Origin of the sequence: Staphylococcus sp. HMSC062A01, from assembly GCF_001836805.1 — a bacterium.
GTDB classification, from domain to species: Bacteria; Bacillota; Bacilli; order Staphylococcales; family Staphylococcaceae; genus Staphylococcus; species Staphylococcus haemolyticus.
Genome location: NZ_KV830607.1, coordinates 1 through 12,934, shown reverse-complemented (window position 1 = coordinate 12,934; position 12,934 = coordinate 1). Strand labels below are relative to the sequence as shown.

Annotated in this window: 14 protein-coding genes and 2 tRNA genes; all 16 read left to right on the top strand. The window is 31.4% G+C overall.

Annotated features, from left to right (window positions below; genetic code table 11):
- Positions 1 to 270 precede the first annotated feature (270 nt).
- A complete protein-coding gene (locus tag HMPREF2715_RS02965) occupies positions 271 to 1,782 on the top strand; it encodes a degradosome RNA helicase CshA (RefSeq protein ID WP_037538771.1) in 1,512 nt (503 codons plus the stop codon).
- 164 nt (positions 1,783 to 1,946) lie between these two features.
- Positions 1,947 to 2,426 carry a PH domain-containing protein gene (locus tag HMPREF2715_RS02960; RefSeq protein ID WP_070580730.1) on the top strand — a complete coding sequence of 160 codons (480 nt, stop codon included), beginning with the start codon at positions 1,947 to 1,949 and terminating at the stop codon, positions 2,424 to 2,426.
- Entirely contained in the window at positions 2,419 to 3,942 is a 1,524-nt protein-coding gene (locus HMPREF2715_RS02955) for a PH domain-containing protein (protein ID WP_070580729.1), read from the top strand. Before HMPREF2715_RS02960 ends, HMPREF2715_RS02955 begins: the two co-directional genes overlap by 8 nt.
- Complete coding sequence (locus HMPREF2715_RS02950; protein ID WP_070580727.1) at positions 3,935 to 4,462, top strand: PH domain-containing protein; 528 nt, start codon at positions 3,935 to 3,937, stop codon at positions 4,460 to 4,462. Before HMPREF2715_RS02955 ends, HMPREF2715_RS02950 begins: the two co-directional genes overlap by 8 nt.
- A gap of 9 nt (positions 4,463 to 4,471) precedes the next feature.
- Entirely contained in the window at positions 4,472 to 4,831 is a 360-nt protein-coding gene (acpS, locus tag HMPREF2715_RS02945; RefSeq protein WP_070580725.1) for a holo-ACP synthase, read from the top strand.
- Between the two features lie 95 nt (positions 4,832 to 4,926).
- Positions 4,927 to 6,075, top strand: coding sequence for an alanine racemase (gene alr / locus HMPREF2715_RS02940; RefSeq protein ID WP_049426543.1), 1,149 nt, complete (start codon positions 4,927 to 4,929; stop codon positions 6,073 to 6,075).
- Between the two features lie 85 nt (positions 6,076 to 6,160).
- Positions 6,161 to 6,331: a type II toxin-antitoxin system antitoxin MazE gene (mazE, locus tag HMPREF2715_RS02935; RefSeq protein ID WP_049426542.1), complete on the top strand. Its 171-nt coding sequence runs from the start codon at positions 6,161 to 6,163 to the stop codon at positions 6,329 to 6,331.
- Positions 6,328 to 6,693, top strand: a complete 366-nt coding sequence (locus HMPREF2715_RS02930; protein ID WP_011275272.1) for a type II toxin-antitoxin system PemK/MazF family toxin — start codon at positions 6,328 to 6,330, stop codon at positions 6,691 to 6,693. Before mazE ends, HMPREF2715_RS02930 begins: the two co-directional genes overlap by 4 nt.
- Before the next feature lie 307 nt (positions 6,694 to 7,000).
- Complete coding sequence (locus HMPREF2715_RS02925; protein ID WP_053020219.1) at positions 7,001 to 8,002, top strand: SpoIIE family protein phosphatase; 1,002 nt, start codon at positions 7,001 to 7,003, stop codon at positions 8,000 to 8,002.
- Between the two features lie 98 nt (positions 8,003 to 8,100).
- A complete protein-coding gene (locus HMPREF2715_RS02920) occupies positions 8,101 to 8,427 on the top strand; it encodes an anti-sigma factor antagonist (RefSeq protein ID WP_049426540.1) in 327 nt (108 codons plus the stop codon).
- A gap of 28 nt (positions 8,428 to 8,455) precedes the next feature.
- Positions 8,456 to 8,908, top strand: a complete 453-nt coding sequence (gene rsbW / locus HMPREF2715_RS02915) for an anti-sigma B factor RsbW (RefSeq protein WP_049426550.1) — start codon at positions 8,456 to 8,458, stop codon at positions 8,906 to 8,908.
- Positions 8,883 to 9,653 (top strand): RNA polymerase sigma factor SigB, encoded by a 771-nt coding sequence (gene sigB / locus HMPREF2715_RS02910; protein ID WP_011275276.1) that lies wholly within the window; start codon positions 8,883 to 8,885, stop codon positions 9,651 to 9,653. Before rsbW ends, sigB begins: the two co-directional genes overlap by 26 nt.
- A 249-nt stretch (positions 9,654 to 9,902) precedes the next feature.
- Complete coding sequence (locus tag HMPREF2715_RS02905; protein ID WP_053025512.1) at positions 9,903 to 12,050, top strand: Tex family protein; 2,148 nt, start codon at positions 9,903 to 9,905, stop codon at positions 12,048 to 12,050.
- Entirely contained in the window at positions 12,043 to 12,498 is a 456-nt protein-coding gene (locus HMPREF2715_RS02900; RefSeq protein WP_070440793.1) for a SprT family protein, read from the top strand. The genes HMPREF2715_RS02905 and HMPREF2715_RS02900 overlap by 8 nt, the downstream gene beginning before the upstream one ends.
- Before the next feature lie 254 nt (positions 12,499 to 12,752).
- Positions 12,753 to 12,838: transfer RNA gene (locus HMPREF2715_RS02895), tRNA-Leu, on the top strand.
- Positions 12,839 to 12,859: 21 nt separating this feature from the next.
- Positions 12,860 to 12,933 (top strand) — tRNA-Gly (locus tag HMPREF2715_RS02890).
- Position 12,934: the final 1 nt, after the last annotated feature.

Here is a 12,934-nt window from a genome sequence, read left to right as displayed (position 1 = left end):
TTATTTTCAAAATTACTATCATGATAAGCAAGTCACTAATTAGGAATTTAAATCCTTTAGTGGCTTGTTTTTTTACTTTAAAAATTTAAATAATAAGTGAAAAATGTAAACGCTATTATATGAAAATAGATTTGCAAACGAGTTCATCTATAAAATTGCTTTATTGCGATATGTAATTTTAGGTGGTACTATATAGAAGTTGACGTAATAAGAGGACCTTATATACACAAACGTATATTGATAAATAAGAAAGTTAAAAGGAGAATTATATTGCAAAATTTTAAAGAACTAGGGATTTCGGATAAAACAGTTGAGACCCTTGAAGCAATGGGCTTTAAGGAACCCACACCTATCCAAAAAGATAGTATCCCTTATACATTAGAAGGAAAAGACATCCTTGGACAAGCTCAAACTGGTACTGGTAAAACGGGAGCGTTCGGGATTCCTTTAATAGAGAAAGTTGTAGGTCAATCAGGTGTGCAAGCTTTAATATTAGCACCTACAAGAGAATTAGCTATGCAAGTAGCTGAACAATTAAGAGAATTTAGCCGTGGTCAAAATGTACAAGTTGTAACGGTATTTGGTGGTATGCCAATCGATCGACAAATTAAAGCTTTAAAAAGAGGACCACAAATCGTTGTAGGTACACCAGGACGTGTCATTGACCACTTAAATAGACGTACATTAAAAACAAATGGTATTCATACATTGATTTTGGATGAAGCAGATGAAATGATGAACATGGGATTCATCGATGATATGAGATTCATTATGGATAAAATTCCAGCTGAGCAAAGACAAACAATGTTATTCTCAGCAACAATGCCTAAAGCAATCCAAACTTTAGTACAACAATTCATGAAATCTCCTCAAATCGTTAAGACAATGAACAACGAAATGTCAGACCCTCAAATTGATGAATATTATACAATTGTGAAAGAACTTGAAAAGTTCGATACATTTACTAATTTCTTAGATGTACACCAACCTGAATTAGCCATTGTCTTCGGTAGAACAAAACGTCGTGTGGATGAATTAACAAGTGCTTTATTATCTAAAGGTTACAAAGCAGAAGGCTTACATGGTGATATCACACAAGCTAAACGTTTAGAAGTATTGAAGAAATTTAAAAATGATCAAATCGATATATTAGTTGCTACAGACGTTGCAGCACGTGGTTTAGATATTTCAGGTGTAAGTCATGTATATAACTTTGACATTCCTCAAGATACTGAAAGCTATACACATAGAATCGGACGTACAGGAAGAGCTGGTAAAGAAGGCATCGCTGTTACATTCGTAAATCCAATTGAAATGGATTACATCCGTCAAATTGAAGATGCAAATGGAAGACGCATGAACGCTTTAAGACCACCTCACCGCAAAGAAGTATTAAAAGCGCGTGAAGATGATATTAAAGATAAAGTGAAAAATTGGATGTCACGAGAAAGTGAAGCACGTTTGAAACGTATCTCAAGCGAGTTATTAGAAGAATATGATAGTACTGAATTAGTTGCATCATTACTACAAGAATTAGTAGAAGCAAATGATGAAGTGGAAGTACAATTAACATTTGAAAAACCATTAGCACGTAAAAATCGCCAAGGTAAAGGTAATGGATCACGTCGTGGTGGAAAACGTAATAACAAGTTCGATAATAAAAACAAACGTTCAAAAGGTAACTTTAATAAGAAAAAAGGTAAAAAACCTGACCGTCGTGAAAGACAAGACAAAGGTAGATCTACGATGAAAGGTCGAACATTCGCAGATTTACAAAAATAAAATAATTCAATATTGAATTTTATAATCAAACCATCTCATGCTTTTGAGGTGGTTTTAAATTTGATTAAATAGTAGAAGTAATTTAACAATTTCGCATATTCAGCAAGGTCAGTAAGCCTAACATAAATATGATATAATAAAATAAAATTGCAAAGGAGTATATTATGAAGGTAGAAAGTTCATTTCATAAAAGTCCTAAGAATGCACTGAAATACCACTGGTTTAATAGTGGTATCTTATTTTTAATAGAACTAATTATCATTGCTGCACTATTCTCAATGTGGCGATATTTTAATTGGTACCACTTTATTGTCTACATACTTATCTTCTTAGTCTTCATTTCGGTTATTCGTTTGCTATTACAACCCATTATTAATTATAAATATCGTTTTTATAGGGTTAATGATAGAAATGTCGAAGTTAAAAAGTCTTTTATTTTTAAAAAACACCAAATGACTAAAATTGAACGGCTACAATTTTTAGAAATTAAAAGTAATCCTATTTTAAAGCTACTAAATTTAAATATTTTAATTTTTGTAACAGCAGGACATGAACTAAAATTACCAATTGTCTCAGAAGAAGAAATGAACCAATTATCAGAAGATATTTTTATAGCATTGCGAGGTGCTGATTCAGATGTTTAATCCTCAAAAATTGCATCCAATTTCATACATAACAGGGATAATAGATGTAATTAAACGAAATATTTTTACATTTATCATATTAGTTGGTTTTAATATATGGAATTTTGATTTTACAGAAATTCGTCATTATATTGGGCCATCAATCTTTTTGTTTATCTTTATTTTGACGTTTATACATCGATTTTTAGAAATTAAAGTTACAAGATATTGGATTGAAAACGACCAATTTATTGTTACATCTGGATGGTTAAATAAAAAAAGAAAAGAACTAAATCTAAGTAGAATTCAGTCATTAGATACAACACAGGGTTTGATTAACCAAATCGTTGGTGGCGTTAGTTTACAAATTAAAACGCCAAGTGATGGCATTGAATTGGCAACAATAACGAAGAAACAGAGTGAGTTCATTGAACAAACCATACGTATGAGACAAAAAGAATTAAATAATGAAACTCAAGAATATTTAATCAATGATGAATCGGATGAAAATGAACTAAAAACGGAGCAATATAAAGCATCGACAAGTGTAACAGAAAGTAATTCAGAACATGTGTTCAATATGTCCTTAACTTCATTAATTCTAATGGCCATGACGAGTGGGGCAATAGGTGTGGCCTTTGCTGCCGTTTCGCCAATAGTAGGTGCATTTCAAGATATTATCCCTTGGGATAAATGGACGTCTAGTCTATGGCATTGGGTAAATTCTGTATTTATTATTGTGCTGTTTGTTGTTGCATCAATTTTAATCATTAGTTATGTTTTAGGAACTATAATTACGATAATACGTTATTATAACTACAAAGTTGTACAACAGGGGAATCATCTTAAAATTAGTTATGGTCTTTTTAATGTGAAAAATCTAACAGTTCCAACTGATCGACTACAAGCAGTGTTAGAGAAACAATCTTTCTTAAGAAAAATATTTGGATATACCTCTATACACTTTATTATCACGAGTGATATGGATATAGAGTCTAATGATGATGCAAGTGACAATGGTAAAATTATGATATTACCATTTATCAAACAAAAAGAAGCATATGAAATTATTGGAAAGCTCGTACCAGAAATGAAGTTTAATAAGGTCGAAAACGTTATGCCATGGAGAGGATTTCATCGTCACTTCTTTATACCAAGTATTATCATTTTAATTTTAGCTAGTATCGGAACTTATTTTTGGAGTGCATGGAGCTTTTTAATCGCTTTGATGATAATTATTGTGATGATGTCTCATGCATATATCTACATTAAAAATGCTGGCTTAGTGATAGAGAATAATGAAATAACTTTGAAACGTGTAAGCACTTTTGGTTTTCAAACATATTACTTCAAAACGGATAAAATTATAGGTATAGAAACGAGCCAACATCCTTTTCTCGAAAGAAGTCATTTAGCAAATTTATATTTCCTTATTGCTAAGGGATCAATATTTGAGTTTATGGAATTAAAGTTCATAAAAGAAGATACATCGCAACGCTACGTTGATGCGTATTTAAGAGGTGAGTACGATGTCTAATTATAATTATATGAATAAAAACGGCCCTAAAGTGATGAGGATTGCTTCAATGATTACTACCATTATTTTTACAATTATAGTGATAATAGCAAGTATTTTATTTGATTTATACATTGATGAAATGAGTCGTGCATTACTTGTAAGTCTTGCGATAGCACTAATCATTTTATGTTGTGTTGTTTTTATAGTTATAACACCATTTTTAAAATATAAAAACTTTCGATATGGTTATTCAAACGATGAAATTTATATAAGAAGAGGCATTATTTTTATCAATACTAAAATTATTCCATTTTATCGAATTCAGAATATTGATATTGAAGAGGGTTTTTTAATGAGAAAATATAAGTTAGCATCAATGCATTTGTCGACTGCAGGAGGCGTTTCTCAAATAGATTTGATTGCAAAGAAAGATGCAATAAAACTTAAACAAATGATACAAAAAAAGAAAAATATTCAGCAAAATGATATTAGTGAAATGAATACGAAAATAGATCATTCAAATATACCTAGTGAGTGAGGGGTTAGCATGATACATGGAATAGGTATTGATTTAATTGAAATTGAAAGAATTAAAAAAGCTTTTGAGAAACAAAAAGACAAGTTAGTAAAGAGAATTTTAACACAAGAAGAGGAACATCAATTTCATTCATTTAAAAGTGAAAAGAGAAAACTTGAATATTTATCTGGTCGTTTCGCAACCAAAGAAGCTTTCAGTAAAGCATTAGGTACAGGCTTAGGAAAAACAGTGGCATTCAAAGACATTAATTGTTACAACGATATAAAAGGTAAACCATGTATAGATTACAATGGTTTTATCGTACATGTTTCAATAACTCATACAGAACATTATGCGATGAGTCAAGTTTTGTTAGAAAAGAGAGATTAACAGTATTATAATAAAAATAATTTCTACCTCGTATATTGAACGAGTTAAATCAATAATAAACAAGATTTTTTTACTAATTAAGAGGAGGATTACGTATGTCAGATAAATTCTATAGATCAACTTATTTAAACGTAGATTTATCAGCGATTTTAAATAACTATAATACTGTTAGAACGTTGCATAGCGATAAAACAGTTATACCAGTAGTAAAAGCTAATAGTTATGGTTTAGGTAGCGTTAAAATAGCACAACATTTAATGAAAAACGGTGCTGACTTTTTTGCAGTAGCAACTCTTGATGAAGCTATTGAATTACGTATGCATGGAATCAATGCTCAAATACTTATCCTAGGTGTCATTCCTCTTGAAGATATAAATAAAGCTATTCAACACAGAGTTGCTTTGACTGTACCATCATTACAATGGATACAACATGCAATAGAATTAATTACTGATGATAATGAAAAGAATTTGTGGCTACATGTGAAACTCGACACAGGTATGGGCAGACTTGGAATTAAATCACTGGAAGAATATAAAGAAGTCATTGACTTAATTCAAAGTCATTCTCATTTAGTATTCGAAGGTGTATATACGCACTTTGCTAATGCTGATGAACCTGGCGACTCAATGGATCATCAATATGAACAATTTGAAACCTTAGTAACTCAAGCTGAGAAACCTAAATTCATACATTCTCAAAATTCAGCTGGTTCTTTATTGAGAAACTTTGAATTATGTAACGCAGTTAGACTTGGTATTTCACTTTATGGTTATTATCCGTCAGAGTACGTAAAAGAAAAAGTTGAAACTGAGTTACAACCAAGTGCGCAATTATTAACACAAGTTGTCCAAACTAAGTATTTAAAAGTTGGAGAATCGGTAAGTTATGGCAGTACATATACAGCAACTGAAGATATTAAGATCGCGATTTTGCCAATTGGATATGCAGATGGATACTTACGTTCAATGCAAGGGGCATTTGTTAATGTCAAAGGCCATCAATGTGAAGTCATAGGTCGAGTATGTATGGATCAAATGATAATTAAAGTCCCAGATGATGTAAAAGAGGGGGACACTGTGACACTTCTAGATAATACTTATGATTCACCTCAATCAGCTGAAACTTTAGCTCAAAAACAAGACACGATTAGCTATGAAGTTTTATGTAATTTAGGTAGACGTTTACCTAGAATCTATCAAGTTGATGACCAGATGCATGTAACTAATGAATTATTAAAATAGTATAGTCACTTGAAATGAAATTTGTTATTATAAAATTAATTAAAGTTTATAATGTCTTATTTGGTATCAAGTGGAGGTTCATATTATGCTTACTTTCAATCAAAATAGAAGTCACAGTCTTGAACAATCTTTAAAAGAAGGCTATTCACAAATGGCTGAATTAAATCTCTCCCTAGCGACAGAAGCTTTTCCTCTAGAATGCGAAGCTTGTGATTGCAACGAAACGTACATTATTTCTAATTATAAAAGTGAATGATTAGAAGAGGCGATGTATATTTAGCTGATTTGTCACCAGTACAGGGCTCAGAACAAGGGGGAGTCAGACCTGTAGTTATCATTCAAAACGATACTGGCAACAAATATAGTCCTACCGTAATCGTTGCTGCGATTACGGGAAGGATTAATAAAGCGAAAATACCCACACATGTTGAAATCGAGAAAAAGAAATACAGACTTGATAAAGATTCAGTAATTCTACTCGAGCAAATTAGAACATTAGATAAAAAACGACTAAAAGAAAAATTAACATATCTATCTGATGAGAAAATGCAAGAAGTAGATGAAGCACTAGACATTAGTCTAGGACTGCATGATGAAGTTAAAACGCAAAACACATAACTTAATTTATGTATAATTCAAAAGTATTTCATTTTAACTATTAAAGACAATATTTTAAATTCAGTTATTCGAATTTTCGTACTTTAATTTCCATGTACTTAATACATATTAGTCCTATTTGAAGATAAGTACTAGATTAATTGATAGTCTTTAGTTGTTGACTTTAGGTAATTCCTAAAGTCTTTTTTAAATATAAAGTATATTATTTAATATTATGGTTTTAACAATAATGAATTTTATTAATAAATATCAAATGCATATAAAAAAGTTCTAAGTGTTAGATATATTGAAGCGAGGAGGCAGATTTGTGGAAGAATGTAAGCAGCATTATAAGCAACTTATTGATGAAAGTTTAGTTACGCAAAATAAACAACAATTTCTAGAAAAGTGTAATGATTTTACAGATGAAGTAATTAAAAAAGATATTCTACCTGAAGATATTGTGAATATACACAAATCATATGTAACCTCCTTAAATTTAAATAAACAACAAATTTTTGATACATTAGATGTGTTACAAGAGGTTGTAAAAGGGTTTGGATATAGTTATCGTGACTACCAAAAGTTAGTTGATAAAATGCAATTCCACGATAAAGAAATTGATTTAGCTTCTAGGCTTCAACAGACAATGTTAAAAACTGATATCCCTCAATTTGATAGTATACAGATTGGTGTGATTTCTGTTGCTGCTCAAAAAGTGAGTGGCGACTATTTTAATTTAATTGATCATAGAGATGGAACGATGAGTTTCGCTATTGCTGATGTTATAGGTAAAGGAATTCCAGCTGCATTAGCTATGAGTATGATTAAATTCGGAATGGACTCCTATGGGCATTCCCAATTACCAAGTGATGGATTGAAACGTCTTAATCGTGTTGTGGAGAAAAACGTAAATCAAAATATGTTTGTGACCATGTTTTACGGATTATATGAAGAAATGAACCATCTACTTTATTGTAGTTCTGCAGGTCATGAACCTGGATATATATATAGAGCGGAAACTGAAACATTTGAAGAAATTGAAGTTAGAGGAAGAGTCTTAGGTGTAAGTCAGCACACTCGTTATAGTCAACAAGAAATTCCCATTCATTTAGATGATTTAGTTATCATATTTACTGATGGTGTTACAGAAGCAAGATACACAGATGGCGAATTCATAGCTAAAGACACATTGTTGAACCTCATACGTAAGTATAAGCATATGCATCCACAAGATATAGTACAAATATTATATGAAGCTATATTAAAAATACAAAACCCTAACAAACGTGACGATATGACTATTATGATTATAAAACGTGTAAATTAAATATTAAATTTTTAGATTATATAAATCTAACTATGGGTATACTTACTAAAGTATACATATTATTAGTAACAAAAGACTAAACTAGGAGTGTAAGAACTATGAACCTTAACATTGAGACGATAACACATGATGAATATTATGAAGTCATTGTGGCTGGGGAATTAGATGTTTATACAGTACCTGAATTAGAAGAAGTTTTGATGCCAATGCGTCAAGAAGGTACTCATGATATTCACGTGAATGTGACAAACGTTAGTTATATGGATTCTACAGGATTAGGTTTATTTGTAGGAACATTAAAAGCTTTGAATCAAAATGATAAAGAATTATATATTTTAGGTGTATCAGATAGAATCGGAAGATTATTTGATATTACTGGCCTTAAGGACTTAATGCATGTCAATGAAGGAACGGAGGTAGAGTAACTTGCCTATTAAAAATGATTATATCGAGATGAAATTACCTGCCTCTGCTGAGTATGTGAGTTTAATTCGTTTAACTCTATCAGGTGTATTCTCAAGAGCAGGCGCATCTTACGACGATATAGAAGATTCTAAAATTGCAGTAAGTGAAGCCGTTACTAACGCAGTGAAGCATGCTTATAAAAATGATGAAATAAATGGTATGATTAATTTATGTTTTGAGTTATTTGATGATAAAATAAAAATAGTTATCTCTGATCAAGGTGAAAGTTTTGATTATGAAACGACTAAATCACAGCTAGGACCTTACGATGAGAATGAAAATATCGATTTCTTACGTGAAGGCGGACTTGGTTTATTCTTAATTGAATCCTTGATGGATGAAGTGAAAGTCTTTAAAGAATCTGGTGTAACAATCAGCATGATTAAGTATATAAAAAAAGAGCAGGTGCCAAATAATGACGAAAGAGTCGAAATCAGTTAATGATGTATCACCTGAGCAAATTAACCAATGGATTAAAGAACATCAAGATAACGCTAATACAGAAGCTCAAGATAGATTAGTTAATCATTATCGAAAATTAATTGAATCTTTAGCCTATAAGTATTCTAAAGGACAATCACATCATGAAGATTTAGTTCAAGTTGGTATGGTTGGTTTAATAGGTGCTATTAACAGATTTGATTTGTCTTTTGATCGCAAATTTGAAGCATTCTTAGTACCGACCGTTATTGGTGAGATTAAGAGATATTTAAGGGATAAAACTTGGAGTGTTCATGTTCCTAGAAGAATAAAAGAAATAGGCCCACGTATCAAAAAAGTAAGCGATGAACTAACAAATGAGTTGGAAAGATCTCCATCAATTGCAGAAATTGCTGACCGTTTAGAAGTTTCAGAAGAAGAAGTGTTAGAAGCTATGGAAATGGGTCAAAGCTATAACGCGCTTAGTGTTGATCATTCAATTGAGGCAGATAAAGATGGTTCAACAGTAACTCTATTAGATATCATGGGGCAAAAAGATGATAATTATGACTTAACTGAAAAACGTATGATTCTTGAACGTATTTTGCCTATTCTCTCAGATAGAGAAAGAGAAATTATTCAATGCACGTTCATAGAAGGATTAAGCCAGAAAGAAACTGGGGAACGTATTGGATTAAGTCAAATGCATGTATCACGCTTACAAAGAACTGCAATTAAGAAATTGCAACAAGCTGCTAAACAATAAAATATTACATTTAGAGTCTAGAACATTAATTATATAAAACTATAGTGGACAGTCGCAATTGTTGCACGTATTGATAAGAAGTTCAACTAGTAGTTTTTCAGTTCTAGTCATCTATGTGGGGGTGGGACAATGAATTCACTATGAATTCTATCCGACTCCTTTTTTACTTTTGAATTAAAAAAGCAATGCTTAAAATTAAATATTGTATACTTAGAGAAATAAGAATTTTTGAAAAGTGTGGTTATATAAATGGATCAAATGTTAATGAATGAAATAGTTTCTAAATATCAATTTTCTGAAAAACAAGTAAAATCCGTATTAGAATTGCTAGAAGAAAATAATACTGTTCCTTTTATAGCAAGATATCGTAAAGAAGCAACGGGTGGTTTGGATGAAGTTCAAATCAAACAAATTTCTGACGAATATCAATATGTTGCAAATTTACAGAAAAGAAAAGATGAAGTTATACATAATATTGAACAACAGGGTTTATTAACAAATGAATTAAAAGAAGATATTCTTAAACAAACCAAATTGCAGCGTGTCGAGGATCTTTATAGACCTTTTAAACAAAAAAAGAAAACAAGAGCAACTGAAGCTAAGCGAAAAGGACTTGAAAGTTTAGCCCAATGGATTAGTGATGGTCAACAGGGTGAATTGAGTCAACAAGCTGAGGCGTATATTAATGATGAAGTAGCTACTGTTGACGAGGCAATTCAAGGAGCTTTAGATATCATTGCTGAACACGTTTCAGATAATCCTAAGTATCGCAGTCGTATATTGAAAGATATTTATAGGCAAGGAAATATTGTAACGGCTAAGAAGAAAAAAGCGGATGATGAAAAAGAAACATTTGCAATGTATTATGATTATGTGGAACCTATTAAGAACGTTGCTAATCATAGAGTGCTAGCTATGAATCGTGGTGAAAAAGAAAAAGTGCTTTCAGTCAAAGTAGAATTTGATACTCAACAAGTAGCAAGTGCTATTGAAAAAAATGAGGTTAAAAATAATAATCCACATGGAGATTATATAAAATTAGCAATTGAAGACAGCTTAAAAAGATTAATAATGCCTTCGATTGAAAGAGAAATACGCGCTGATTTAACTGAGAAAGCCGAACAACATGCTATTGAGGTCTTTAGTGAAAATTTAAATCACTTATTGTTGCAACCGCCTATGAAAGGTAAGCAAATATTAGGAGTTGACCCAGCATTTAGAACAGGATGTAAACTAGCAGTCATTAATCCTTATGGGACTTTTGTTGATAAAAGTGTAATTTATCCACATCCACCTAAATCTAAAGTAGAAGCATCTGAAAAAGAAATTGTCCGAATGATTAAAGAAAATAATATAGAACTTATTGCAATTGGTAATGGTACAGCAAGTCGTGAAACTGAACATTTCGTTGCTGATGTTATCAAAAAATATAATTTAGATATTAAATTTATTATTGTCAATGAAGCGGGGGCCTCAGTGTATTCTGCTTCAGAAATTGCTAGATCTGAGTTTCCTAATTTTCAAGTTGAAGAACGAAGTGCTGTTTCAATAGGAAGACGAGTTCAAGACCCATTAAGTGAATTAGTTAAAATAGATCCTAAATCTATTGGTGTGGGTCAATATCAACATGACGTAAATCAGAAAGAACTTGAAAGTGCATTAACATTTGTTGTTGAAACAGCCGTAAACCAAGTCGGTGTAGATGTAAATACAGCATCCAAATCTCTATTACAGTATGTTTCTGGTCTATCTAGCGCAATAGCTCAAAACATTATTGATTACCGTGAAGAAAATGGAGCAATCAAGCACAATAAAGAAATAAGTAAAGTGAAACGATTAGGTGCTAAAACATTCGAACAAAGTATAGGATTTTTGCGTATTGTAGATGGCTCTGAACCACTTGATAATACATCAATTCACCCTGAGAGTTATGATGTGACATATGAATTATTGACTGTTTTAAATTTTGATATCAATGATTTAGGTACTGACAAGTTAAAAAATGAATTATCCAAAATAAACACAAATCAAATAGCTGAACAATTAAATGTTGGAGTACCAACCTTAGAGGATATTATTAAATCTCTAACGGCACCTAATCGAGATCCTCGTGATGAGTTTGAAACACCTATCCTAAAATCTGATGTACTATCTATTGAAGATTTAAAAGAAGGTATGAAATTAAGTGGAACAGTAAGAAATGTTGTTGATTTCGGAGCATTTGTAGATATAGGTGTGAAACAAGACGGATTAGTACACGTATCTAAATTATCAAAAAAATTCGTCAAAAATCCTATGGATATAGTTAGTGTTGGAGATATAGTAGAAGTTTGGATTCTTGATATTGATCAAAATAAAGAAAAAGTTTCTCTAACAATGATTGATCCACATGAATAATAATGAACTTCAAAATATGGTTGAAAGCATTTCAAACCGATATTTTAATGAATCTTTTCGTCATAATGCTTTGTTTAATAATAAGCTACGTACTACAGGTGGACGTTATATTTTAGATTCACATAACATTGAAATTAATCCTAAACAATATCAATATTATGGTAAAAATGCATTAATCGATATAATTAAACATGAATTATGTCACTATCATCTGCATTTAGGTGGAAAAGGTTATAAACATAAAGATCCAGACTTTAAAATGTTGAGTAAGCAAGTCGGTGCTCCGAGATTTTGTAAACCTATTCAATCATATGAAGCCCGTGCTAATTATTTATATAAATGTCAATCATGTGGTTGCAAATATTTAAGGATAAGGAAAGTAGATGTTCGGAAGATGAGGTGTGGAATTTGCAATGGAAAGTTGTCACTAATCGAACATTTAACTTAGCTACTAAGTAACTAAAATTGAAATTCAGGTCTACTTTTACATTAATTGTAGATCTGAATATTTTTGTTTATTAAATGTTGACATTAATTATAAAAAAATGTATAGTGTATATCGTTGCTTTATTAAAAGAGTTAAACATTAATTGATTGTAAAACGTATTTAAAAATATGTTAAAAAGTTATTGACATTTCATTACAAAACATTTACAATAATTTATGTTCTCGATAGTTAATAGTAATTATTGCGTTTTGCCAGCGGTCGTGGCGGAATGGCAGACGCGCTAGGTTGAGGGCCTAGTGGGAGAAATCCCGTGGAGGTTCAAGTCCTCTCGGCCGCACCAAATAAACTTTTAATTTAATATGCGGGTGTAGTTTAATGGCAAAACCTCAGCCTTCCAAGCTGATGTTGTGGGTTCGATTCCCATCACCCGCTCCAT